At 64.7% G+C, this 23,720-nt stretch carries 21 protein-coding genes and 1 other RNA gene; 9 read left to right on the top strand and 13 right to left on the bottom strand.

The annotated features are described in order from the left end of the window. Positions 1-2 precede the first annotated feature (2 nt). Positions 3-2,084, top strand: coding sequence for a S9 family peptidase (locus GRB80_RS01070; RefSeq protein WP_161422244.1), 2,082 nt, complete (start codon positions 3-5; stop codon positions 2,082-2,084). A 96-nt stretch (positions 2,085-2,180) separates the two neighbouring features. Here GRB80_RS01070 and GRB80_RS16220 read toward each other — a convergent pair whose 3' ends face one another. The 7 genes from GRB80_RS16220 to dnaX all read right to left on the bottom strand — a co-directional run bounded on the left by GRB80_RS16220 (position 2,181) and on the right by dnaX (position 8,245). Further along, positions 2,181-2,927, bottom strand: coding sequence for a hypothetical protein (locus GRB80_RS16220; protein WP_202597141.1), 747 nt, complete (start codon positions 2,925-2,927; stop codon positions 2,181-2,183). Between the two features lie 231 nt (positions 2,928-3,158). Next, on the bottom strand, positions 3,159-3,608 hold the full coding sequence (locus GRB80_RS01065) for a YcgN family cysteine cluster protein (RefSeq protein ID WP_202597140.1): 450 nt from the start codon (positions 3,606-3,608) through the stop codon (positions 3,159-3,161). Between the two features lie 218 nt (positions 3,609-3,826). Continuing rightward, on the bottom strand, positions 3,827-4,138 hold the full coding sequence (locus GRB80_RS01060; protein WP_132041443.1) for a YcgL domain-containing protein: 312 nt from the start codon (positions 4,136-4,138) through the stop codon (positions 3,827-3,829). Continuing rightward, entirely contained in the window at positions 4,135-5,262 is a 1,128-nt protein-coding gene (rnd, locus tag GRB80_RS01055; RefSeq protein WP_161422243.1) for a ribonuclease D, read from the bottom strand. The genes GRB80_RS01060 and rnd overlap by 4 nt, the downstream gene beginning before the upstream one ends. 46 nt (positions 5,263-5,308) lie before the next feature. Then, positions 5,309-5,914: a recombination mediator RecR gene (recR, locus tag GRB80_RS01050; protein ID WP_132041441.1), complete on the bottom strand. Its 606-nt coding sequence runs from the start codon at positions 5,912-5,914 to the stop codon at positions 5,309-5,311. Further along, complete coding sequence (locus GRB80_RS01045; protein ID WP_132041440.1) at positions 5,914-6,243, bottom strand: YbaB/EbfC family nucleoid-associated protein; 330 nt, start codon at positions 6,241-6,243, stop codon at positions 5,914-5,916. Before GRB80_RS01045 ends, recR begins: the two co-directional genes overlap by 1 nt. A gap of 40 nt (positions 6,244-6,283) precedes the next feature. Next, entirely contained in the window at positions 6,284-8,245 is a 1,962-nt protein-coding gene (dnaX, locus tag GRB80_RS01040; protein ID WP_161422242.1) for a DNA polymerase III subunit gamma/tau, read from the bottom strand. Between the two features lie 159 nt (positions 8,246-8,404). On the opposite strand from dnaX, the gene GRB80_RS01035 reads away from it, so the two are divergent. Continuing rightward, the gene (locus tag GRB80_RS01035) at positions 8,405-9,370 is read left to right on the top strand and encodes a DNA-binding protein (RefSeq protein WP_161422241.1); all 966 of its coding nucleotides are present in this window, start codon (positions 8,405-8,407) and stop codon (positions 9,368-9,370) included. Here the strand turns inward: GRB80_RS01035 and GRB80_RS01030 are convergent. The 5 genes from GRB80_RS01030 to ffs form a co-directional block, all read right to left on the bottom strand. After that, positions 9,367-10,413, bottom strand: a complete 1,047-nt coding sequence (locus GRB80_RS01030; RefSeq protein WP_161422240.1) for a histone deacetylase family protein — start codon at positions 10,411-10,413, stop codon at positions 9,367-9,369. The two genes, GRB80_RS01035 and GRB80_RS01030, sit on opposite strands and share 4 nt — an antisense overlap. 11 nt (positions 10,414-10,424) lie before the next feature. Continuing rightward, the gene (locus GRB80_RS01025; RefSeq protein ID WP_132041436.1) at positions 10,425-11,219 is read right to left on the bottom strand and encodes an ABC transporter ATP-binding protein; all 795 of its coding nucleotides are present in this window, start codon (positions 11,217-11,219) and stop codon (positions 10,425-10,427) included. Further along, positions 11,216-12,097: an ABC transporter permease gene (locus GRB80_RS01020; RefSeq protein WP_132041435.1), complete on the bottom strand. Its 882-nt coding sequence runs from the start codon at positions 12,095-12,097 to the stop codon at positions 11,216-11,218. The genes GRB80_RS01025 and GRB80_RS01020 overlap by 4 nt, the downstream gene beginning before the upstream one ends. Continuing rightward, entirely contained in the window at positions 12,097-13,059 is a 963-nt protein-coding gene (locus GRB80_RS01015; RefSeq protein ID WP_237561895.1) for an ABC transporter substrate-binding protein, read from the bottom strand. The genes GRB80_RS01020 and GRB80_RS01015 overlap by 1 nt, the downstream gene beginning before the upstream one ends. A gap of 283 nt (positions 13,060-13,342) precedes the next feature. After that, positions 13,343-13,439, bottom strand: an RNA gene (gene ffs, locus GRB80_RS01010) — signal recognition particle sRNA small type. A 269-nt stretch (positions 13,440-13,708) separates the two neighbouring features. Between ffs and GRB80_RS01005 the strand changes: the two genes are divergently transcribed. The 3 genes from GRB80_RS01005 to GRB80_RS00995 all read left to right on the top strand — a co-directional run bounded on the left by GRB80_RS01005 (position 13,709) and on the right by GRB80_RS00995 (position 17,940). Then, positions 13,709-14,932 (top strand): ATP-grasp domain-containing protein, encoded by a 1,224-nt coding sequence (locus GRB80_RS01005; RefSeq protein WP_161422239.1) that lies wholly within the window; start codon positions 13,709-13,711, stop codon positions 14,930-14,932. Between the two features lie 102 nt (positions 14,933-15,034). After that, a complete protein-coding gene (locus GRB80_RS01000) occupies positions 15,035-17,086 on the top strand; it encodes a hypothetical protein (RefSeq protein WP_161422238.1) in 2,052 nt (683 codons plus the stop codon). Positions 17,087-17,175: 89 nt separating this feature from the next. Next, the gene (locus GRB80_RS00995) at positions 17,176-17,940 is read left to right on the top strand and encodes a TlyA family RNA methyltransferase (RefSeq protein WP_161422237.1); all 765 of its coding nucleotides are present in this window, start codon (positions 17,176-17,178) and stop codon (positions 17,938-17,940) included. A gap of 18 nt (positions 17,941-17,958) precedes the next feature. Here GRB80_RS00995 and mscK read toward each other — a convergent pair whose 3' ends face one another. Next, entirely contained in the window at positions 17,959-21,336 is a 3,378-nt protein-coding gene (gene mscK, locus GRB80_RS00990; RefSeq protein ID WP_161424191.1) for a mechanosensitive channel MscK, read from the bottom strand. Positions 21,337-21,566: 230 nt separating this feature from the next. Here mscK and GRB80_RS00985 point away from each other — a divergent pair, with 230 nt between their 5' ends. The 4 genes from GRB80_RS00985 (at position 21,567) to GRB80_RS00970 (ending at position 23,715) form a co-directional block, all read left to right on the top strand. Continuing rightward, positions 21,567-22,625, top strand: coding sequence for a phospholipase A (locus GRB80_RS00985; protein ID WP_161422236.1), 1,059 nt, complete (start codon positions 21,567-21,569; stop codon positions 22,623-22,625). A gap of 76 nt (positions 22,626-22,701) precedes the next feature. Continuing rightward, positions 22,702-23,025 carry an ElaB/YgaM/YqjD family protein gene (locus tag GRB80_RS00980; RefSeq protein WP_161422235.1) on the top strand — a complete coding sequence of 108 codons (324 nt, stop codon included), beginning with the start codon at positions 22,702-22,704 and terminating at the stop codon, positions 23,023-23,025. Continuing rightward, complete coding sequence (locus GRB80_RS00975; RefSeq protein WP_161422234.1) at positions 23,025-23,432, top strand: phage holin family protein; 408 nt, start codon at positions 23,025-23,027, stop codon at positions 23,430-23,432. The genes GRB80_RS00980 and GRB80_RS00975 overlap by 1 nt, the downstream gene beginning before the upstream one ends. Further along, positions 23,422-23,715, top strand: coding sequence for a YqjK family protein (locus GRB80_RS00970; protein ID WP_161422233.1), 294 nt, complete (start codon positions 23,422-23,424; stop codon positions 23,713-23,715). The genes GRB80_RS00975 and GRB80_RS00970 overlap by 11 nt, the downstream gene beginning before the upstream one ends. The last annotated feature ends 5 nt before the right edge of the window (positions 23,716-23,720 follow it).

The following is a 23,720-nucleotide window of genomic DNA, read 5'->3' as shown; positions in this document are numbered from 1 at the left end:
CCATGAAAGCACAGCCGCCACAGCGCCCTGAGCACTCCTCTGCTTCTCCCGTCGCCCGCTTCCGCCGCCCAGAAGACCCCGAGTGGCACTGGCTTGAGCAGCGCGAGGACTCGGGGGTCACCGACTTCCTGGAGGCCGCCAATGCCGAGTGTGATGCCTGGTTTAGCCCCCTGGAGCCGCTGGTCGAACGGCTCTACCACAGCCATCTCGCACGTCGCGAGCTTGCCGTGCATGGTCTGCGCACCCCGCTGGACCACTATACCTACTGGAGCGAGACCGCGGCCGACGCCGACTACCCTGTATGGTGGCGACATCCCAACGAAGAACCCGATCGCGCCACACCCTTCCTTGATCTTGAGGCACGTGCCGCGGCCCACGATTTTCTGGAGCTCGGCGATATGGCCCTCTCGCCGGACGAACGCTGGCTGGCCTGGACCGAAGACACCACCGGTGATGAGAGATTCGACCTCCTTCTGGTGCGGCTCCCTGATGGAGAACCCGTCCACCTGCTGGAGAACATCGGCGCCGAGCTGAGTTGGGCAGAGGACAACGCCACCCTGCTGTTCACCCGCTATGATGCCACTCAACGTCCCGAGAGCGTATGGCGCCTGGGGTTGCACGAGGGGGTGGCTGACGAGCCGATTCTGGTCCTGCGCGAGGAGGACCCCGAGTTCTGGCTGGGACTGGGCAAGACACGCTCCCGGGAGTGGCTGGTGCTCGAGAGCGCCTCCAAGGATACCAGCGAGTGCCACCTGATACCGGCTCGGGCGCCGGCCACCCCACCGCGCTGCTTGCGCCCCCGCGAGAGCGGCGTGGAAGTCGCGCTGGACCACCGCCCCGGCTACTTTTACCTGCTGCACAACCGCGGCGCCCCCCACTTTCGGCTCGACCGACTGGCTGAATCATCTCTTGAGATGGCCGCCGATGCCGAGCACTGGCAACCGCTGATTCCCCATCGCGACCATTACACTCTGGAGGGAGTCGATGCCTTCTGCTGGGGAGTCGTGACCACCGAGCGCGACCATAACGAGGCCCAGGTACACCTGAGGGTCCTGGAGTTCGACCCCGAGCATGTCGTTACCCGAGACGAGCGCCTCCCGCTACCGGAGACACCTTGCAGTCAAGCGTTGGGCGACACGCCCCATTTCGACAGTCGCCGACTGCGTCTGGTCGAAGAGTCCTTTGTATTGCCGGCAAGCTGGGTGGAGTACGACCTCGACAGCGGCGAGCGTCGCCTGCTCAAGCAGCAGCCGGTTCATGGCGACCTCAAACCCGAACAACTCGCCTGTGAGCGACTATGGGCCACCTCACACGATGGTGAACGTATTCCCATCTCGGTGGTAATGCGCGCCGATCGGGTCGGTCACACTCTGCCGACTCTGCTCTACGGCTATGGCGCCTATGGTGAGGTACTCGACCCCTGGTTCTCGGTGGCCCGCCTGGAGCTACTCTCTCGCGGCGTGGCCTTCGCCGTGGCCCATGTCAGAGGCGGCGGTGACCGCGGTGAACCCTGGTACCTGGCCGGCAAGCTGGCACACAAGGCCAACAGCTTCCACGACTTTCTGGCATCACGCGACGCCCTGGTGGAGCACGGTATCAGCGACGGTGAGCGTATCGCCGCCTACGGTGCCAGCGCCGGCGGCCTGCTGGTGGGTGCCAGCCTCAACCTGGCGCCGCAGGCGTTCTGTGCGGCGGTGCTCGATGTACCCTTCGTGGATGTACTGCGCACCATGGAAAACCCCGACCTGCCATTGACCACCGCCGAATACACCGAGTGGGGCAACCCCGCCGAAGCCGCTGTCCGTCGACGTATTGCCGACTATTCACCGTTGGACAATCTGGAGGCGGCCCCTTACCCCGCACTGTTCCTGCAGGGCAGCTGGCACGACACTCGGGTACCCTACTGGGAACCGGCCAAGCTCTATGCCCGACTCACCGAGCTGGGCAGCGCTCGCGGGCCGGTGCTACTGCGTTCCGATATGGCCGCCGGCCACGGTGGGGCTTCCGGACGCTTCAAGGCGTGGCACGACGGCGCCCGCCAGGACGCCTTTATCCTCTGGGCGCTGGGTCTGGCAGATCAGTAGGCATGATGTCTTGATGCTTGATGACAGCGCCCTGACGGCAGGGACCCGGCCGAAACCGGGTCCCTGTGACATGCGCATAAAGTGCATGGCGCGGTGTCAACGACCACCCGAGCCACCGCCGGAACCACCACCCGAGCCGCCGCCGGAACCACCACCCGAGCCGCCGCCGGAACCACCACCCGAGCCACCACCCGAGCCACCGCCGGAACCGCCGCCGGAGCCACCGCCGGAGCCGCCACCGGAACCGCCACCCGAGCCACCGCCGGAACCGCCACCTTCACCCCCCCCCGAGCCGCCCCCACCGGAGCCGCCACCTTCGCCACCGCCGTCATCCGTTCCATCATCGGAGCCGTCATCCGTTCCATCATCGGAGCCGTCATCCGTTCCATCATCGGAGCCGTCATCCGCTCCATCATCGGAGCCGTCATCCGTTCCATCATCGGAGCCGTCATCCGCTCCGTCATCGGAGCCATCATCCGCTCCGTCATCGGAGCCATCATCCGTTCCATCATCGGAGCCGTCATCACTGACGTCGTTGCTGGCAGCCAAAACGACACCGCCACCCTCATCTGGGCTGGACTGTCCCATTTCCGCATCGCCAGCGCTCGGCGGATAGAGCAACAGCAGCTGCTCGGGGCTAAGCCGCGTCGGCAGCCAAGACTGAAGCTGCGCCATCTCCTGGTTATCGAGCACGCGGCCCTCATTCATGAGGTCATTGAACATCTCAGCCAACTCATCATCACTGAGCGGGTCGCCGCTCCACGAAGAGGACTGCGCCGCAACGCTGGACGAGGCCAGGGCACCCACCGCCATGGCCAACGCTAGTTTCCTGAAGCCTTTCATGATTGCCCCCCTGACCCCGCACCTCTCACCACGCGGCGTCTATGCGTTGGGCAAATATGCCCATGTCAAAAACAAACTGTTACGCGTATCAAAGCATAGTTCCCGGCGGTGGTCGGCGCCATAGAACGAAGCCATGAAACAACGGTGACAAGCAGAGGGGGACCGGACGCCAACCGGCGAGGCGTCACAGGCATAGTGTGATGACGGTATCGTGGTGAAGGGTTGGCGATATCAACCGTCGATGGGCAGGATCGCGATGATATGGTCCTCGTAGTGCTCCTCGGGGACACCTCTGCTGCTGACCGCAAAGTTGCGAACGCTGACGCCCTTGCGATGAACGCGCTCCGGATCTCCGCTGAGCAGCGGATGCCAGGCGGCCAGCTTGCGGCCCTCGGCGACCCGCCGATAGGCACAGGAGCGCGGTAACCAGCGAAACTCGTCCACTCGCTCCGGCGTCAGCTGGGTGCACTCCGGCACTCGCTCCAGGCGGTTGGGATAGTCGCTGCAGCGACAGCTCTGGATATCCAGCAGCTCGCAGGCCAGGTTGAGTACCGCCAGCTCGCCGGTCTCGTCATCCTGGAACTTGAGCAGGCAGCACTGACCGCACCCGTCGCAGAGCGCCTCCCACTCCTCGGCGGTCAGCTCTTCGAGGGGGTAGTGCTCCCAGAAACGTTCTCGCATGGCACCTTCCAGTCTTCCTGCTGAACAGCAGGCATCTCGGGGCTGAACCGGCGGCTGGCCTGCGAGGAGGCGCTGTGAATACCTCCCTGTACGCTACCGACGCCTTCCCTGGCGTAGGACCTCCTCTTCGGCCTGCCCCCGGCGCCCCTGGGTTGAACGGAGTTTGTGCGTCGTCGGGCGCGACACTGTTTATCGCGGCCGATGCCGGACACATTGGGTCAGTAACGCGCCTGAGTTGGGGTGCGATATAGATCCAGCAGATACTCCTCCTTGGCCGGGGGCAACTGCAGATAGAAGCCGTTATCACGGATCGCCTGCATCACCTCCACGGCACTGGCGCGCCCCAGCCGTTTCTCGGGGCTGAGGATCAGCGTCATGGCCGGTACCGGCTTGCCGAAACGCTCTAGCAGGGGAGCAGGAACGCGCTGCGTGCCCTCGCGCTTGTCGACATAGAGATACATCTCATCCTTGCGCGAACTCTTGAATACCTGGCACAGCAGGCGGTTGCCGGACATCCGGTCATCACTCATCTCGGTAGTTCCTCCAGGGCCTTTATCAGCCCCGTGTTCAGGCGTTCACCGCGCCACCCCGTCGGCAGCGGCGGGTCACGCTTTTCCAGATGGGCCACCAGCAGGGCCTCCAGGTCGCGGCGACGCATCAGTACCTCCGGGGCAACACCTAGCGCCTCGGCCTCGGCATTCACCACCCTCTTCAGCGTCTTGATGCCACGCTTGAACTCGGGCTCCATGGGCGATGGCAGCTCGCCGGGGAGCTCGGTCTCATCAAGGTGCTGCGCCTCGGCCACCAGTGCCAGCAGGGTGTCGCCGTCGCGCTTGACCAGACTCGGCTTGACACCTTCGATCCGCGCCAGTTCATGGCGATTCCGGGGCATCGCCTCGGCAATCGCGAACAATACTCGATCATGCACCAGCCAGCCCCTCGGCAGGTTGCGAGCGCGGGCCTCGCCTTCGCGCCAGATGGTCATCCGCCGGTAGGCCTCGATCTGACGCGGCGCCAGGCGCCACAGCTGACGCTGGCGTAGATACCACTGCCCATCGGCCTCGACGCTGCGCTCGGCCTGGGCCAGCATCGCCTCACCATCGGCCTGAAGCCACTCGCTACGCCCCAGCCGCTCGAGCTCGAGGCGCTGCTGCTCCCATACCTGCACCAGATAGACCACATCCAGGGCGGCATACTGCAGCTGGGTCTCCGAGAGTGGACGTACCAGCCAATCGGAGCGGGTCTCGTCCTTGGGCAGGGTCTCGCCGACCCAATGCTCCACCAGCTTCTGATAGCCCATGGCGGGATTGTCGCCCAGCAGACCCTGGGCGACCTGGGTATCCACCAGTGGGCGCGGCGTCACACCGGCCCAGTGCGTGAAGACCTCCAGGTCCTCGCTGGCGGCGTGCAGCAGCTTGAGTGGCCCTTCGGCCAGCAGACACCGGAAGGCGGCGGTACATGTCACGGCCTGGGGATCCACTAGCCAGGCCACGCCGCCGGCGGAAAATTGAATCAGAGCCGGCACCGGGTAGAAGGTGTTCTCGCGAAAGAACTCGGTATCCAGGGCGATGACATCGTCATTACTCACCGCCTCACAGGCGGCATCCAGCGCCTCGGGGGTATCGATCCAGTGTATCTCGGGGGTCAGGGGCATCAGGGTTCCGGCAGTGTTGAATGGGGTGGAGCAACCGAGCGCAGGCTCACTCGCTCCGGAACGGCAGGCGACCATTGAAGGCGCGACTCAGGGTGCCACCGTCGACATACTCCAGCTCGCCGCCCATGGGCACGCCGTACGCGAGGCGCGACAGGCGAACCCCGTGGGCGGTAAGTTGCGCGGCGATATAGTGGGCCGTGGCCTCCCCCTCGACCGTGGGGTTGGTGGCCAGGATAACCTCCTCGACCCCCTCCTCGCCGACTCTGGCCAGGAGCCGATCGAGCCCCAGATCCTCGGGACCGATGCCGTCCAGAGGCGAAAGGTGGCCATGCAGCACGAAGTAGCGGCCGCGATAGCCGCCGGCTTCCTCGATGGCGAGCTGGTCGGCAGGCGACTCCACCACGCAGAGCAGGTCGTCGTCACGTCGTGGACTCGCACACAGCTGGCACACATCCTCCTCGGTGAGCGTTCGACAGCGCCGGCAGTAGCCGACTCGTGCCAGGGCGTCGTCGAGCACCGAGGAGAGCCGCCGACCGCCGTCGCGATCGCGTTCCAGCAGGTGCATGGCCATGCGTTGGGCGGTCTTGGGCCCCACGCCGGGCAGCACCCGCAGCGACTCCATCAGTTGCTCGATGAGGGGGGAGAAGCTCATCAGAACGGCATCTTGAAACCGGCCGGCAGATTCATGCCATCGGTGACTTCGGACATCTTGGCCTTGGAGTTGGCCTCGACCTTGCGAACGGCATCATTCACCGCAGCGGCCAGCAGATCCTCCAGCAGCTCCTTGTCCTCTTCCATGACGCTGGGATCGATATCCACCTTGCTGACGTCATGGCGGCCGTTCATGGTGACCTTGACCATGCCTGCGCCCGCCTCCCCCAGCACCTCGGCACGAGCGATCTCCTCCTGGACCCGCTGCATCTTCTCCTGCATCTCCTGGGCCTGCTTCATGATGTTGCCCATTCCACCCTTGTTGAACATGGTATGTCCTCTCTTGTCATCTAGTGATGTAAATAGTCGTCTAGTGTAGGTCGCCGGCGGGTTTCACCGTGGACTCGATCAGGCGGGCTCCGAAGACCCGCTGAAGCTGCTGTACATGGGGATCACTCCCCAGCGCCTCAACCGCCCTGGCGTGGCGCTGCGCGGCCAGACGCTCGGCCTGCTGACGAGGAGTCTCGACACTCGCCGGGATCTCGCCCTCCTCGACCTCCAGCCGCCGCGTGATGCCGTGCTCGGCCAGGGCCTGCCGGATGCGCTCGATATGGATCTCGGCGCGCATGGCGGAGAGCGTCGGGTCGAGGCGCAGCCGCAGCCGCTCGCCATCATCCTTCTCCACCACACAGCCAGCGGCCAGATTGCGCGTCAGCCCCCCCAGGCCCAGCGTCTCGAAGCACGCCAGCCAGTCCGAGTGGCTGAAATGACCATTCGTCTCGTCTGACACCGCTGCCGGGGCGGGTTCATCGTTTGACACCGCTGCCGAGTCGGGTTCCTCGGCAACGGGAACCGAGACCGGCTCCGGCTCCGGTTCCGCATCGCCTGATGGGGTCGCCTCCTGTTCCATCGAGTGAGACTCGGCCGGCCGCGTGACCGCAGATGGCCTTTCCTCCCTGAAAGAGGAAGGTGACGCTGTGGGCCCTGCCGGTGACGGCGCCTCCGATGCCGCAGAGGGGTTCGGTGAAGACGCAGGCTCTGCCTCGACCCATGGCGGGGGTGGCGCCGTCGACTCGGCAGGGGGCTCACTCGATGGCGAGGGATGGCGAGGCGCCTCGGACTTGCCCCCGCCCTCCTGACTACCGACAGGTGGGGCCTCGCCCCCCTGGGGCGTGCCACCCTCGGAGTTGCCGCGCAGCGGCAGGGGCGTCGTCGCCGGCCTCGGCACGCCCTGGGGACGGAAGGCCAGCATACGCAGCAGTGTCATCTCCAGCGCGGTACGTAGATCAGGCGCACTGGCCATGTCGCCACGCCCCTGGATGCCGATCTGGTAATAGAGCTGCACATCCTCGGCGGTAAACCGCGAGGCGAGAGCCAGCAGCGCCTCGCGATCGCCCTGGGCGTTGTCCAGGGCCTCGGGCACCATCTGGGCGATGGCCAGCCGGTGCAGCACGCCGGTCACCTCGTCGAGCACACCGGCGAAGTCCGGGGCATGCTCGGCCAGGTTGCCCACTTCGGTGAGCAGTCGAGCGGCATCCACATCGGCCAGCGCCTCGACCAGGGCCAGCACATGGTGCTGATCCAGGGTGCCCAGCATGGCTGCCACGTCAGCATGCTCGACCCGCCCCTGACCGAAGGCGATGGCCTGGTCGGTCAGGCTCATGGCATCACGCATGGACCCCTCGGCGGCCCGCCCGAGCAACCACAGGGCGCTCTCCTCGAAAGGCACCGACTCGGCCGCGAGCACCTTGCCGAGGTGGTCGACGATTCGCTCCGGGGGCATATGCTTGAGGGTGAACTGCAGGCAGCGTGACAGCACCGTGGGAGGCAGCTTCTGCGGATCGGTGGTGGCCAGCAGGAACTTCACATGGGGCGGCGGCTCCTCCAGCGTCTTGAGCAGTGCGTTGAAACTGCTGGTGGAGAGCATGTGCACCTCATCGATCAGGTAGACCTTGTAGCGTCCCTGAGTCGGCGCATACTGCACGTTATCGAGCAGCTCGCGGGTGTCCTCCACCTTGGTACGCGAGGCGGCATCCACCTCGATCAGGTCGACGAAGCGACCCTCGTCGATGGCCAGACAGCTGTCGCACTCGCCACAGGGGGTGGACGTCACCCCCTCGTCACCTCGACCGCCGGCGGTACAGTTGAGACACTTGGCGAGTATTCGCGCCAGGGTGGTCTTGCCCACACCGCGGGTGCCGGTAAACAGGTAGGCGTGGTGCAGCCGCCCCTGATCCAGCGCATTGACCAGCGCACGCTGGACATGTTCCTGACCGACCAGTTCATGGAAGGTGCGCGGTCGCCACTTGCGGGCCAGAACCTGATAGCTCATGCGGCGCGATATCCTTGCGGGAAAACGGAGGCCGGCAGCGCCGGCATGAAGCGCTCATTCTATCGCCCAGGGGGCGTCGCGGAAAGCGAGCCGCGCTGCCCGGAGCCGTGGGGCTGTGCTAGTGTGGCCCTCATGGATCATTACAGGGACGACGATGCCATGAACCCATCTCGCGATAGCGTACACACCACCCCATCGCTTACCTACGAGCAGGTCGCCGCCGCGGCCGAAAACCTCGAGCATCGCGGCGCCGACCCCACCCTGCAACGGGTGCTGGAGCTGCTCGGCACCGGCTCGCCCAATATCGTCCAGCGCCACCTCAGCGCCTGGCGTGATACCCGTAGCGTGCCCGAGCCCTCGGCTCCGCGTCTCCCCGCGGCATTGATCGACGCCCTGGAGCGCGAGTTGGCGACCCATGCCAACACCGGGCTGAACGAGGGTCGACGCCTGGCCGATGAGGCACGCGCCGACGCCACGACCCTGGCCGAGGCCGGCGAGGCCATCGAAAGGCGTAACCACGAGCTGGTACATCGGCTCGAGGCCACCGAACGCGCCGGACAGATGGCCAATGAGCGCGCCAACACCCTGCTGGCCGAGCGTGACCGCCTGCGCGACGAGCTGGAACGTGAACGGCAGCTGGTCCATAAGGCCCAGCAGACACTCGCCGAGCAGCGCCAGCAGGTGGCCCTGCTGCGTGAACAGCTGGAGGAGGCACAGCAGGCACGCCTGACCGCCGAACGCGGGGCCCGCGCCAGCGAGGAGGAGCGCATCAAGGCAGAGCGCGCCCAGGCGGTGGCCGAAAGCCAGCGCGATGGCGCCCTCGAGCAGGCACGTGAAAAGACTGAACAGATCGTGCAGCTCAAGCAGGAGATGCAGGAGGAGCGTGCCCGCCAGCGCCAGGAGATCACCGAGATGCGCGCCGAGCAGAAGGCGCGCCTGGATGCCGTGGAGCGCTCCAGGCAGGAAGCCCAGAAGCATGCCCAGGAGGCTCTGCAACGCGCCACCAAGGCGGAAATACGGGCCGAGGCGCTGCAGGCCACCCAGAGCGCCCTCAAGTCACGCATGGACGCCATGCAGGTCCAGCAGCGCCAGCACGGCCGGCAGACACAGACCGAGCGGGCTTAACCCCGCTCGACAACCCCGGACGTCATGCCACTCAGCACATTGGCCACGTTGACACCGATCTCCTCCACCGCATAACCGCCCTCCATCAACAACAGGGTCGGCAATCCCAGGGCCCCCAGGCGGCGTCCCATCTCGGTGAAGTCGTCGCTGCTCAGCTTGAAGGCGCTGATCGGGTCGTCCTCGAAGGTGTCCACCCCGAGCGACACGATCAGCAGCTCACAGCCCGTTTCACGAATGCGCTCCTTGGCGGCCTCGAGCACATGGAACCATACCTCGGCACCCGTGCCCTCCGGCAGAGGATAGTTGACGGTATAGCCCGCCCCCTCACCCTCCCCCACTTCGTCGGCGTGGCCCATGAAGTAGGGGAAGCAGGTCATGGGGTCGCCGTGGATCGACACGAACAGCACATCGCTGCGCTGCTCGAAGATCTGCTGGGTGCCGTTGCCGTGGTGGAAGTCCACATCGAGAATGGCGACTCGCGACAACCCCGCATCCAGCGCCCGCTGGGCGGCCACCGCGGCGTTGTTGAAGAAGCAGTAGCCACCGAACTGATCGACGGCGGCATGATGCCCCGGCGGACGACACAGGCCGAAGGCCGGCTCGCCTGTGGCCAGCACATGGTCAAGGGCCGAGAGCGCCACATCCTTGCTGGCCTGGGCCGCCTCGAAGGTACCGCCGCAGATCGAAGTGTCCGCCCCCAGGGCATAGTGGCCCAGGCGCCCGTCGACACAGCTGGGGATTCGCCGCCCCGGCATGGTGCGAGTCGGCCAGATCCAGGCGATCGCCTCCCCTTCGCGCCCCAGCGCCTGCCAGTCGTCCCAGCAGGTCGCCAGAAAGTCGACATAGTCGGCATCGTGAACCGCCAGCACCGGTGCCAGGCCATGCTCGGCCGGCTCGACCATCTCGGTGAACCCCGCCTTGCGCAGGCCCGCGAGGATCATGTCGACCCGCTCAGGGCACTCCCAGGGCGGCACCAGCTGGCCGCCATCGAGCTCGGTCCGGGCGCGACGCGCCTTGCTCATTTCAGAGTGATAGATACGCATGTCACCTCCCCTCACCCCAGCAGCAGCGAGTCGTCGTCGACCTGCTCACCGCGGGCACGCTCGAATAGTTTGAGCAGGTCGGGCACCTGAAGCCCGGCCCGCTGTTCTCCCTTGACGTCGAATGCCACCTCGCCCTGATCCATCATGATGGTACGGTGACCCACATCCAGCGCCTGGCGCATGCTATGGGTGACCATCAGCGCGGTGAGGCGCTGCTCGCGGATGATATCGGCGGAGAGCTCCAGCACGAAGCTGGCGATTCTCGGGTCCAGGGCCGCGGTATGCTCGTCGAGAAGCAGAATCTCCATGGGCTGCAGTGCCGCCATCAGCAGGCTGACCGCCTGACGCTGCCCGCCGGAGAGCAGGCCGATGCTGTCGTGGAGGCGATCCTCCAGCCCCAGTCCCAGGCGCGCCAGGTTGTCGCGCAGGCGGCTGCGCAGGCCTCCGTCCAGGGCACGTCCCAGTCGCCGGCGCCGCCCACGAGCGAAGGCCAGCGCCATGTTCTCCTCGAGGGTCAGGGTGCCGCAGGTACCGGCCAGCGGATCCTGGTAGACGCGCGCCACCAGGTCGGCACGCTTGAAGGCCGACAACCGCGTGACGTCGCGTCCGCCGATCAGCACCCGCCCCGGTTGGGCGATGACCTCCCCGGCCAGTACATTGAGCAGCGTCGACTTGCCCGCGCCATTGCCACCGATCACGGTGACGAACTCGCCCTCGTCGATGACCAGATCGATCCCCTTGAGCACATGATTCTCGAGCGGCGTGCCGGGGTTGAAGGTGACGTGGATATCCTGAAGTTCGATCATGCGACACGCCTCTTGCGTTTGAACCGCGGCAGCACCAGCGCGAAGCCGACCAGCAGGGCCGTCACCAGGTTGAGATCCTGGGCCTTGAGGCCGATGAAGTCGGCATTGAGCGCCACCGCCACCATCAGGCGATAGAGGATGGAGCCGAAGATGCATGCCAGGGTAGCCATCAGGATGGTGCGCCCGGGGATCAGCGACTGCCCCCCGATGACCGCCGCCAGACCCACCACGATGGTACCCACCCCCATGGTCACGTCGGCGCTGCCCTGGCTCTGGGCAAACAGCGCACCTCCCAACGCCACCAGGGCGTTGGAGAGTGCCATGCCGGAGAGCACCATCACCGAGGTGTTGATGCCGTTGCCCGAGGCCATGCGCGCGTTCTCTCCGGTGGCACGCATGGCGAGCCCCACCTCGCTGTTGAGGAAGCGGTTGAGCAGGACCGTCACCACCGCCAGGCCGACGAGGATCGCCAGCGGAAAGACGACATAGCGACTGAACGGCAGCGACTCCAGCGGCGTGAAGATGGTGTCATCGGTCAGCAGCGCGATATTGGGTCGCCCCATCACCCGCAGGTTGATCGAATAGAGCGCGATCATCGACAGGATCGAGGCCAGCAGATTGAGGATCTTGAGCTTCACCGCCATCCAGGCGGTCACCGTGCCGGCCATGGCACCGGCGACCACCGCCAGGGCGGTTCCCACCCAGGGGTTGCCGCCGCCCACGATCCATACCGCCGCCACGGCAGCCCCCAGTGGGAAGCTGCCGTCGACGGTCAGGTCGGGAAAGTCCAGAACGCGGAAGGAGAGATAGACACCTAACGCCACGAAACCGAAGATGAGGCCAAGTTCGATGGCCCCCAGAAAGGCTATAAGACTCATTACTCGAAGATCTCGACCGCCTGTTCCTCGAACTCGGCCGGGATCTCGTAGCCGATCTGCTCGGCGGCATCTCGGTTCAGGATCAGCTCGAGCTTCTCGACGGTGCCTACCGGCAGATCACCGGCCTTCTCGCCACCCAGGATGTCGGCGATCATCGCGCCGGTCTGGCGTCCCATGTCGTAGTAGCTGAAGCCCAGCGAGGCCAGGGCGCCACGCTCGACGGAGGAGTTGTCGCCGGTAAATACCGGGATATCGGCGTCGTAGCCGACCTTGAGCACGCTCTCCAGGGCCGAGACCACGGTGTTGTCCACCGGTACGTAGATGGCATCGGCACGCCCGGCCAGGCTACGTGCGGCCCCCATCACCTCGGAGGTGCGCGAGGCGGTCACCTCGACCAGTTCGAATCCCAGCTCCGGCGCCATCGCATTGAGCTTCTCGGCCTGTGAGACGGAGTTTGCCTCACCGGGGTTATAGACCACCCCCAGCCGCTTGGCCTCGGGGAACATGTCGCGGATCAGCTGCAGCTGCGCCTGCAGGGGGGGGGCATCCACCACCCCGGTGATGTTGGCACCGGGAGCCTCCATGTCGCTTACCAGCTTGGCGATCAGCGGGTCGGTGACGGCGGTGAAGACGATGGGGGTATCATCCTGCAGGGCCGACGCCGCTGCCTGGGCCGAAGGCGTGCTGATCGCCAGCACCAGGTCCGGGCGATCACCGGCGAACTTGCGTGCGATCTGCGCGGCGATGGAGGTGTCGCCCTGGGCGTTCTGGAAGTCGACCTCGAGGTTATCGCCCTCCACATAGCCGCGCTCGGCGAGCTCATCCAGCGCTCCCTGACGGCTGGCATCCAGGGCCGGATGTTCGACGATCTGGGTGATGCCCAGGTTGACGGTCTCGGCCTGTGCTACCCCTGCCACCAGCATGGAGCCCAGCACCGCGGAGAGAATTCGACGCCGCATCATGATGTTCCCTCTTCTTCTATTGATAAATTATTTCGATCGAGAAGCGATTGAGCAGCCTTGGAAAGGCCGAGGCTGCACCTTAGCGCGCATCGCGGCCAGGGCCAATACGACTTTCCAACGAACGGCCGTTTGGCAATCACACAGCGGGTTACAATCCCACAACGTAGGTGTTGACGAGACCAAGGATCGCGAGAGGTAGAAAAAGGAGACAGGAGAAAAAACGAGGGGAGAAGAAGAGGCTCAGGCGCAGATCCAGCCACCGGTCCGTCTGAAATGGAGGCGGCCCCGACAGCCACATCCCGGCACACGCGTCCACCACTACCGTTGCTCCCTTCCGGGCCTGGCGGGGTTTGCGGCTTAGCGTTGCGGGAGGACCGACGGGGCCACCACAGCGTAACATCGCGAGGATGTCGGCTCGGTCGGAGGCGATAGGCATGTATTACCACCAGCGCCTCGTTCGAGTGCGGGCGCACTATAGCAGCGTGCTACGAGGCAAGCAAGGGTCACGGTCGTGACAAGGCGTTAATTCCGCACGGATGTCGGTCAGCGCCCGGTGATGTAGGATGGGGGTACACCTTCCTTACGTCATCATCTCTAAAAGCAAACGTTGGGGGAGGCTTACTCCATCGCCAATAACAGGAGGCGCCGCATGAAGAAGGATCCAAACAAGGGCTATATCGCTCTGCTGGGCTGGAGCCTGAACGCCATCGAAGCCGCCGAGAATTTCGACCGACGCTATGTCGTGGTGGCGCCCGACTGGGCAGAGGAGTATTGCCAAAAACATGATATTCCCTATGAGCCTTGGAACTTCGAGCGTCTGAATGATCGCTCCATGGAGATCGCCGAGACACTCAAGGAGATGGGCGTCAACGTGGCCATCCCGCTCTTCGAAGAGACCGTGGAGTGGGCGGGGGCAATCAACTCGGTGCTGCTCGACAACCCGCGTCTCTATGGGCAGTCGCTACTGCTGCGCGACAAGGCGCTGATGAAACGCCGCGCCCAGCTTGGTGGCATCCGCGTCGGCATCTTTGAGGAGGCCCACGACAAGGACGACGTCATCCGCTTTTTGAAGCGGGTCAACCAGACCCTGCTCAAGCTCGACGGCGACCCCAACGATCCCATTCACCTCAAGGCGTTCGACAAGGCCGGCTGCCTCGGTCATCGGGTCATCCGCACCCCCGACGAGGTCGATACCATCCCCGAGGAGGAGTTCCCGGTGCTGATGGAGTCGCACCTGGATGGATGGGAGTTTGCGGTCGAGGCGTGGATCCATGACGGCAAGATCGTCTTCCTCAATATCTCCGAGTACGTGACCCTGGGCTATTCGGTGTTCGTACCGGCCTCGCCGGAACTGGAGAAATACCGCCCCCAGATCACCGCCCAGATCGAAAAGCTGATCAAGGCCTTCGACATCGAGTTTGGCCTGATCCACCCCGAGTACTTCGTCACCAATGACGGCGAAATGTACTTCGGCGAGGTGGCCTACCGTCCGCCGGGCTTCAAGGTCTTCGAGCTGCTCGAGCGGGTCTACGGCTTCAATGCCTACCAGGCCTCGATGCTGGTGTTTGACCCCAAGAGCACGCCGGACGAGGTCGCCGAGTTCTTCCCCAGGGAGGTCGAGGACGCCGATGGCTACGCCGGCTGCTTCGGGGTATACCCGCGGCTTCGCGTGGTCAGCAAGCTGGAGATTCCCGAAGAGGTCGAGGATGACCCCTACTTCGAATCCCACGAGCTCACGCCGCCGCTGGAGGAAACGGTCACCAAGCGCACCGCCTTCGGCACGCACTGGGGGCTGGTCTACTTCAAGGGCGACGAAGCGGCACGCATGAAAGAGCTGCTCAAGCACCTGGAAGAGCTCGACTTCTATGTGTGAACTGAGGTCTCAACCAATGCCTCAACCAGGGCGTTAGCTTGATTTCCTCGCACGATCTAGGCGTCATGGGAAGCCATGACGACCTGACGACAAGGAGTCAGCGTGACAACGCATGACGACACTCAAGCGGGTGGCGGTACCACGCCACCCGACGATACCAAGCTTCAGCTTCTGCTGGACAAGCTCGACGCGGCGATCACTCTGCTTGCCGATGCGCGCGACTTCGCCAAGCCCGGCAAACTGCCCCGGGTACTCGACACCGCACGCCGCGTGCTGCTTCAGGAGGGCGGTGCCGCCGCCGTTGAGGCACGCGCCCAATGGCTGGAGCAGGCCGGCGTCTTTGCCGGCTCCGACTGGGAGACCCCCCAGTATCTGGTTCCTACCCTCACCACCCATGCACTGAAGAGTGCCGATCCCAACGTCGTGGTGATCGAGACACTCAGTGAGCTGCGCCTTCTGGCGATCGCCAGAGGTGAGTATCTTCATCCCGTGGTCTCCGCGGAACAGGCACACCACTACCTGACCCAGACGATGGCCATCAACCTGTGGCTACTGTTCGGCGCCCCCAGCGAAGCCGAACGCGAAACCCAGGGCCGGCTTGCCCAGGTGCCCCGTCACCTGTTTCGCCATCTGGCCGAGCGTATCGGCTATGAACATATCATTGACCGCCTGATCGCCGAGATCTGGCGAATACTCGAACAGCGCCCGATCCAGGTCGGGCCGGTCAAGCAGATGATCACCCAGATCGCCATCTGTCAGGCCGACCCGACGATCGATCTGGGCGCCAGCGGCCAGGGAGCCGACCGCCTGGTCAGCTCGCTGTTCGGCCCTACTCGCGCCAGTCGCGAGGACCCCGGCCTGGAGGTCTACCGCGAGCGACTGGCCAGCATGGATGCGACCGCCCTGCAGGGTGAAGCCACCGGCTTCGCCCGTGCGATGCACGACACCGGCCTGGTCTCCCCTTACCACCCCGTGCTGCTGCGCCATCTGCTGGAGCACAACGACCACCTGCTGGCAGAGGCACTGGGCCTCTCCTCCACCGGCCGAGACTGTCTGCTCTGCTATCGCGAGCTGGTGTCGGCCCTGATTCGCGGCGGCGTACACTCTGCCACCCCCCAGGCCGCCTACGGCCTGGCCTTGATGCTCGAGCGTGGCATCCTCTATCAACCCCCTGTCGCACCGGCCATGTGGCGCCAGCTGAGCCTGGCGCTTTCGGAGTGGTCCAAGGCGAGACTCAACCTGGCCTTCGGCGAGGCCGTCTCGCCGCGCGCTCGACTGCTCGAGGGCGTACTGTGCATGCTCGGTCAGCCGCTGGGTATCGGCCAAGGCAACAACCCGACCTGTCAATCCGCCCGGGCGCTCTCGATATGGGCCTACAACGATCCCGACTATCTGCTGCAGATGGTAGCCTGGGCGGCCCGGGACGACGAGATCATCATGCATTTCGAAGGCATGCCACTCTCCTCCATGGCCAGCCTATCGGGGGTGGCCCAGAGCCTGCCCATGGACCTTGACCCGGTATCACTGATCGTGGTTCCCCATCTGGATCGCATCTATGCCGAGATGGGTCGACGCTGCATCGGCCGCGAGGGAGATCCTCACCGGTGGGTCAACCCGGAGTTCCACGGCTGGTGGTCGGGACGCGGCTTTCGTATCAATGTCGACGTTGCCACCGGTCAGATCCAGGACCTGGATACTTTCCTGCGCCATTTCTACGCCAGCTATCACCCCTACTACAACGGCAACCAGCCGCTGATTCACCCGCAGCCCGTCGGCATTGCCGTCACCGACAGTGCCGCACGCTTTATCGGCTGGCACGCCATTACCATATTACGAGTCAACCTCGACCCTTCCGAGGTGATGCGGGTCTACTTCTTCAACCCCAACAATGACAGCGGCCAGGACTGGGGTGACGGCATCCAGGTCAGCACCGCCGACCACGGCGAGCGTTTCGGCGAATCCTCCCTGCCCTTCGATCAGTTCGCTTCGCGGCTCTATATTTTCCATTACGACCCCCTGGAGCGCGGCGAGCTGGCCGAGGTCAGTCAGAGCGAGCTGGACCGGGTCGCCGACTACCTCTATCGCAGCTGGGGGGCCGACCGCATCCCATCCACCGACCTACAAGCCGCTGAAGGGCCCTCCACCGATCCATGATGGCGTCAGCGTTCTCGAGGGGGCAGTTTACTCAGCAACGCAGGCTCCTCGAGGGCTATAATTGCGCCCTTTTCCCGACCGGAGCCCCCATGCCTCGCCTCGACCTGCTGCTCGTCACCCAGGGCCTGGCCCGTTCACGCACCCGCGCCCAGCGACTGATTCGCCATGGCCGGGTGAGCCTGGCCGACTCCGACCGGGTACTGAACAAGCCGGGAGAGAAGCTGCCGGAAGATACACCGCTGACGGTGGCAGATGACCCCGAGGAGCGCTATGTGTCCCGGGCGGGGCTAAAGCTGGAAGCGGTCATCCAGGCACTGGGACTCTATCTGGAGGATCAGCTGGTGCTGGATGTGGGGCAATCCACCGGCGGTTTCACTGACTGCGCTCTGGCCCATGGCGCTCGACACGTGATCGGTATCGAGGTGGGGCATGACCAGCTCGACCCTAGCCTGCGCGAGGATCCCCGAGTCAGCTGTCTGGAGGGGCTGAACGCCCGCGCCATGGCCTCGGATGCGCGACTGACGAAAGTCCTGGCCGCCCAGCGGGCAGGTGCCCCTGACCTGGCCGTGATGGATGTCTCCTTTATCTCCCAGACACTGATCCTGCCCGAGCTCGCCTCCCTGCTGGCCACTGGCGGACGCCTGATCAGCCTGGTCAAGCCCCAGTTCGAGGTCGGGCCCGGCGGGGTCGACTCCCAGGGAGTGGTTCGTGACGCCGCTCGCTATGCCGAGGTGGAGGCACGCATTCGTCAGTGCTGCCAGGACGCCAACCTGCTCATCCAGCACTGGCAGGAGAGCCCGATACGGGGCGGTGACGGCAACCGCGAGTTTCTGCTTTACGCCGTACGCGGCTGAGTGCCAAGGCCATGCGACTCAGCGCCCACCGCTATCCGCTTCCCCATCCAGGCCGCCCTCGCCCGCACCATCGGCATCCCCCGTCTCGATGTCTCCCGGATCACCGTAGGCCCCGGGGGGCGGGTGGCGTTCAACCAGCCGGGCGGAATCTCGGCTCTCCATCCTACGCTCCACACCATCGTCGACACGGTGCAGTCGTACATCGAGCTGATTGAAGGCGATCTCGACGCCATGCTCGGCAAACAGCTCGCCGACCCGCGAGTTGATCTCGTCGGTGGCGAATAGTCGGTCTCCCAGGGCATTGACAAAGATACGCAGCTCGAAGTTCAGGGTACTCGCCCCATACGCCACGAAAAAGACCTGGGGCTCCGGGTCGGCCAATACTCGTGGATTCTCCTGGGCCGCCTGGCGCAGCAGGCGATGCACCAGGTGAGGTGCGGAGCCGTAGGCCACCCCATAGCTGAGCACCACTCGAGTCACGGTATCCGAGAGCGACCAGTTGATAAGTTGATCGGTGACGAAGGTCCGATTGGGAATGATGATCTCCTTGTTATCGAAGTCGGTCACCGTGGTGGCGCGAATGCGGATACGACTCACCGTACCGGTAAGGTTGCCCAGGGTTACGGTATCGCCGATACGCACGGGGCGTTCGAAGAGAATGATCAACCCCGAGACGAAGTTGGCGAAGATCTCCTGCAGCCCGAAGCCTAGCCCCACGCCCAACGCCGCCACCAGCCACTGCAGCTTGTCCCACGACACCCCCAGAGTCCCGAGAAAGGACACCAGCCCGGTGCCAATGATGGTGTAGGAGAGCAGCGAGGTGATGGCGTAGGCGCTACCCTGCTTGAGCTCCAGACGCGACAGCACACTGACCTCCAGCAGGCCCGGCAGGTTGCGTGCCAGCATCACGGTCAGCGCCACAATCAGCAGCGCCGTGAAGACATCCGCCACCGTCAAGGCGTCGGTGACCAGGTTGTCACCTTCACCTCCCCAGATTGCCACCCTCTCCAGATAGCCCAACACGGTCAGCAGGTCGGCCCATACAAGGTACAGCAGCAGCACGAAGCCGATCAGCAGGATCAGCTTTGAGAGGCGTAACGACTGCTGATTGATCTGCTCCATGTCGAGTGGCGGTTCCTCGACAACCTCGGGACCGCCTTCGGCCCCCTCCTTCCCCTCTGCTCGCCGCCGCGCCAGCGCGCGACGAAACGCCAGACGCCGCGCCGCTACCGCCAATCCTCGCACTACCGCCGCCTCGACCAGGATCCATAGTCCCAACAGATAGAGCGTGATCACAAAGCGGCCGACCAGGCTTAGCGCGGTATACTCGAACCCGCTCACCACCAGTCCGATCAGGACCAGTGGCACCCCCGCCATCGCCAGCCCCAGCACCAGGCGAAACAGCTTGATCCCGAAAAACGGCGCATGGGCCATGATCAGCCTCGCCATCTTCACGCTCATCACCAGCAGGCCCAGCAATAGAAGGCCCAGCGCCAGCGGGCGGTTGCTCAGGCCGAACTCCGACTCACGGGCCAGAGTGGCAATCCCCAGCACCGGCACCAGGGTGATACCCAGCCAACCCAGTTGTCGATAGAGGCGCAGGGCGTAGTCTGCTGGCCAGTGGAAGTGGGTCGTGGCCACCCCATCGGAGACCAGCAATCGACGCGACCAGGCCACCACCCCCCAGGCCAGGGAGATCTCCAGCCCGGCCTTGCCCAGCGCCTGGGCGGTGCTATCCCCACCGACAAGCAGCGCCAGGCTGGCCGCCGTCAGCAGCAGGGGACCCGGTGCGGCCATCAACGCATTGAGCAGTATGGCCAGGGGAGTGTGCAGCTGAGTATCGCTGCGCAGACGACCGATCTGCTCATGCAACTCCTGCAGACGCGCCTGGATGCGCCGACGCTTCCATAGCAGGCCAATTGCCAGCAGGAGGGGCAGCAGTCCCGTGAAGGCGCCCGTCGTGGGAAGACTCCAGGTGGTGGGCAAGGCCTGCCGCCACTCGCCTTCACGCCACTCCAGGGCAAGATTGTCGGGTAGCTGGCGCAGCCAGGCGAGCCCCAGCGGGCGCGTGCTGGCGACCCAGAACAGCTGCTCGTCGATGGTGGCGCGCAGGCCCTGTGTCGTCTCCCTAAGCTGCTGCTGATTGAGCTGCAACTCGATGGCCGAGCTCAGCAAGCTTCCGTAGATCTGCTCGAGACGATCGACCAGCTCGCGCCGCGACTGGTACAGCCGTTTCAGGGAGTCGATCAGTGCTTCGCTGCTCGCCACCCCGGCCTCATGCAGACGCTGCCTCGCCAGACGCTCTCCATCACGCAGCTGATCACGCTGATTCGCCAGATCGAACTGGCGAAGACGCAGATCGGCGATCTCATCCTGCAGATCGCGTCGCGTGGTGACCTGAGGCAGTGCGCGCCGCTGTTCACGCAGGATGCGCGCCAGCAGCGTCGAGCCACGGATCGCCTCGATCTGCTCGTTGAGACTACGTTCCAGCTGGCGCACCTGATCAAGCTGGCTACGCAGCGTGAGGTTGTCACGTACCAGTACACTGCTGCGATCATTGGCGCGCAGCAGCTCCTGACTAAGGGCACGGTTCACCTGCTGAGCACTCGCCAGCACCGGGTGTCCCTCTTCAAGAAGCGGGTCGTCTCTTACCGCATCGGCAATGGCCTGCTCGGAGGCCAGCCGTCGCTTGCGCTCGATGACATTCTGCAACAACGCAAGCTTCGCCTCATGGCGTGACTGCTGCCGCGACAGCAGCTCCTGACGTCGCTGATCCAGATCGCGCAGGCGGGTATTGGTACCCAGTTCACGCTGATGATAGAGCAGCCGCGCTTCGGCAAGGGCGCGAGCCACCTGGCGTCGCCAGCGCCTGGGATCATCCGCAGGAATATCTTTGACATCCAGCTCGTCAAGATCGCGCCTCGCCTGCTCGACCCGACGCATCGATTCGGCGATGGCCTGCTGAGCGCGTTCGGGCAGGGTCTGAGCCGTCAGCAGCTGCGCGTTGACCTCTGCGAGGCGATCCTGGAGCCGCTGCAACTCCACAACCGCTCGCTGCTGGCGCGCTTCCAGTGCTTCGAGGGTGAGCTCATCCAGCTCGGTGGCAGTCGCACGATCGGTGGCGGCTTCATCTTCCAGCTCACGCTCCAGACGCAGCAGCACCTCGGGTGCCTGATCCACTCGCGTTTCTAGGGCTTCTCGACGCTTCTCGATCTCGCCCAGGGCATCGAGGTCGGCGAGTGTCGCGTTGAGAAGCTCGATCGTGGCCTGCTCCTCACCGGAAGGGCCAGCCTCACCGGCGCCCTCCTCCAGGGCCGTCAGCCGTTCCTCCACGGCGGCCCGTTCGGGCAGTGGCTTCTGCTGGGCCAGTGCCGGCCACGCCATGGCAAGCAGCATCCACCCCAGCAGAACCCATGGCAGCAGCCAACAGACCGCTGTAACCCCTCTGCCCTGCCTGGCACTTCCCGCTGTTGCCGTCCTCACGCCCCTCTCCCGTTGCGTTTTCCTGGCTGTCGATTCTGTGCCCCCATCCTCCGCAAGGCAATCATGATTCTCGCCGGCGGTTGACTTGTCTTCCGGGCGTGGTAGAACGATCATCCAGCCCCTTATTACCCTGGAAAACCACCATGCGCCCGCCGATTCGCACCGCCGCCCTTGCCTGTCAGGCTCTTTTGATCGTCGGCACGGCCCAGGCGGCACCGGACTCGACCAGCCGCGCCGAGCTGGAGGCACGCCTGGCCGAGCTTCACACCGAGGCCGCTGCAGTGCAGGCCAGGCTCGATGCAATGGATACCCAGCCAGTCGATGACATATCGAACGCCAGGGAGTTCGTCTGGCCTCAGGAGCAGCTAGCCCCGGCCGATGTTGCCGTGGCCGAGGCCGCCGGCCGGCGTCAGCTGGAGCAGGCCTCGAACCGCAACCCCTATGCCATCACCGCCTACCGGCGCAACTACCTGTTTCCGCTCACCTACAATCGAAAGCCCAATCATGGCTCCTATGTGGATTTGACCGGTGAGGATGGAATGGAGCGCAGCGAGCTGAAGTTTCAGTTCAGTGCCAAGGTCGCCCTGTCCGAAGGACTGTTCGGTAAAACCGGTGATCTCTACTTCGCCTATACCCAGCGCAGCTGGTGGCAGGCCTATAATACCGACGACTCCTCGCCGTTCCGCGAGACCAACTATGAGCCCGAGGTGTTTCTCAGCTTCGACAACGACTGGCAGGTGTTTGGCTGGGCCAATATACGCAACCGTGTGGCCATCAATCATCAATCCAACGGCCGCTCCAACGAGCTGTCGCGCAGCTGGAACCGCCTCTACCTGGAGACGGTCTTCCAGCGTGGCGACTGGGCGGTCAGCCTGGCACCGCACTACCGCCTGCCAGAAACCACCGGGGATGATGACAACCCCGATATCGAGCGCTACATGGGCTATGGCGACATCACCCTCGCCCGGCGTTTCGATGAGGACGAGCTCAGCCTGCTGTTGCGCGGCAACCCCGGGGCCGGCCATATGGGGGGGCAGCTCGACTACTCCTGGCCGCTCTTCGACAGTAGAGTCCGTGCCCATGTACAGTACTACCATGGCTACGGCGAGAGCCTCATCGACTACGACCAGGTCACTCAACGCCTCAGCCTGGGGTTCAGCCTCAATCCGCTGTTCTCTCCCAATAGCGGCATACTGCGCTAGCCCTGTCGGTCTCACTGCCAAGCCGTATGTCGGCTGCTATGCTGGACCTGTCACCCACCGTCACAGGAAGACCCGAATGGCAAATCGTAATCAGGTAACCAACGCGCAACTCAAGGAAGACCTGCAGCACCTCACCCAGACCATCGAGGAGATGGTCAGTGCCACCGCCGATGATTCGCGCGGCAATATCAAGGAGCTGCGTGAGAGAGCCGAGAAGCGGCTCAAGGAAACTCGTGCTCGCCTCGAGGCCCGCGGCGAGCAGATCTATGGTGATGCGCGGGAGACCATTGACCATCAGGTCGATGCCTGTGATCGCTATGTCCGCGACAACCCCTGGACCAGCATCGGCATCGGCGCCGGCGTAGGCATCGTGATCGGCATGCTGCTCGGACGGCGCTGATGGCATCCAGCCAGGGACCGGCTCAGCGTGTCTTTACTGCCGGCAGGCGCCTGCTGGGCAGCCTGCTGGCCAGCGGCGAGACGCGCCTGCGTCTCGCCGTGCTGGAGCTGGAAGAGGAGCGCGCCCGCCTGGTCGGCATGCTGCTGCTCGCGGGGCTGGCACTGATCCTGTTGCTGCTCGGCATCGCGGTACTCACCACCCTGGTGATCGTGTTCTTCTGGGACAGCTACCGCTTGACCGCCATCGCCGTCAGCGCAGGGGTCTTGCTGTCCAGCGGCCTGCTGCTATGCCTGCGAGTCATGCAGCTGGCGCGCAGGCGCACCCTGCTTGCCAGCACCCTCAAGCATCTTGCCACCGACCGGGAGCTGCTGGAGCAGGAGCGCAAGGAGGGCCGACATGACAGCTGACACCGAAGCGCCACTCAGCCGAGCGCAGCGCAAGGCCGAGCTGGAGGCACGCATCGAACAGCAGCGGGTGGACATTCTGGTCGCGGTCAACCGCTGGAACACCGCCGCCGAGTCGATCGACAGCGGCTGGCATGCACTGATGCGCTTCAAGGTCCCCCTCTATGCCATAGGGGGAGTGCTGATGCTGGGGATCGGCAAGAATCATAGTCGACTAATACGCTATGGTCGCCGCGCGACGGCCAGTGCCCTGATGTTCAACCGCCTGCGTCGACTGCTGGGCTGACACCT

Source organism: Halomonas icarae, assembly GCF_009901955.1.
GTDB lineage: Bacteria > Pseudomonadota > Gammaproteobacteria > Pseudomonadales > Halomonadaceae > Halomonas > Halomonas icarae.
This window is presented reverse-complemented; position numbering and strand designations above follow the sequence as displayed.

Coding starts and splice junctions, on each gene's coding strand:
- GRB80_RS01070 (WP_161422244.1), top strand. CDS start 3: ATGAAAGCACAGCCGCCACAGCGCCCTGAGCACTCCTCTGCTTCTCCC.
- GRB80_RS01030 (WP_161422240.1), bottom strand. CDS start 10,413: ATGCGTATCTATCACTCTGAAATGAGCAAGGCGCGTCGCGCCCGGACC.
- GRB80_RS01045 (WP_132041440.1), bottom strand. CDS start 6,243: ATGTTCAACAAGGGTGGAATGGGCAACATCATGAAGCAGGCCCAGGAG.
- GRB80_RS01065 (WP_202597140.1), bottom strand. CDS start 3,608: ATGCGAGAACGTTTCTGGGAGCACTACCCCCTCGAAGAGCTGACCGCC.
- GRB80_RS01060 (WP_132041443.1), bottom strand. CDS start 4,138: ATGAGTGATGACCGGATGTCCGGCAACCGCCTGCTGTGCCAGGTATTC.
- GRB80_RS00975 (WP_161422234.1), top strand. CDS start 23,025: ATGGCATCCAGCCAGGGACCGGCTCAGCGTGTCTTTACTGCCGGCAGG.
- GRB80_RS00970 (WP_161422233.1), top strand. CDS start 23,422: ATGACAGCTGACACCGAAGCGCCACTCAGCCGAGCGCAGCGCAAGGCC.
- GRB80_RS01015 (WP_237561895.1), bottom strand. CDS start 13,059: ATGATGCGGCGTCGAATTCTCTCCGCGGTGCTGGGCTCCATGCTGGTG.
- GRB80_RS01025 (WP_132041436.1), bottom strand. CDS start 11,219: ATGATCGAACTTCAGGATATCCACGTCACCTTCAACCCCGGCACGCCG.
- GRB80_RS01035 (WP_161422241.1), top strand. CDS start 8,405: ATGAACCCATCTCGCGATAGCGTACACACCACCCCATCGCTTACCTAC.
- recR (WP_132041441.1), bottom strand. CDS start 5,914: ATGAGCTTCTCCCCCCTCATCGAGCAACTGATGGAGTCGCTGCGGGTG.
- GRB80_RS01005 (WP_161422239.1), top strand. CDS start 13,709: ATGAAGAAGGATCCAAACAAGGGCTATATCGCTCTGCTGGGCTGGAGC.
- mscK (WP_161424191.1), bottom strand. CDS start 21,336: ATGCTGCTTGCCATGGCGTGGCCGGCACTGGCCCAGCAGAAGCCACTG.
- GRB80_RS01020 (WP_132041435.1), bottom strand. CDS start 12,097: ATGAGTCTTATAGCCTTTCTGGGGGCCATCGAACTTGGCCTCATCTTC.
- GRB80_RS16220 (WP_202597141.1), bottom strand. CDS start 2,927: ATGAAAGGCTTCAGGAAACTAGCGTTGGCCATGGCGGTGGGTGCCCTG.
- GRB80_RS00980 (WP_161422235.1), top strand. CDS start 22,702: ATGGCAAATCGTAATCAGGTAACCAACGCGCAACTCAAGGAAGACCTG.
- rnd (WP_161422243.1), bottom strand. CDS start 5,262: ATGCCCCTGACCCCCGAGATACACTGGATCGATACCCCCGAGGCGCTG.
- GRB80_RS00985 (WP_161422236.1), top strand. CDS start 21,567: ATGCGCCCGCCGATTCGCACCGCCGCCCTTGCCTGTCAGGCTCTTTTG.
- GRB80_RS00995 (WP_161422237.1), top strand. CDS start 17,176: ATGCCTCGCCTCGACCTGCTGCTCGTCACCCAGGGCCTGGCCCGTTCA.
- dnaX (WP_161422242.1), bottom strand. CDS start 8,245: ATGAGCTATCAGGTTCTGGCCCGCAAGTGGCGACCGCGCACCTTCCAT.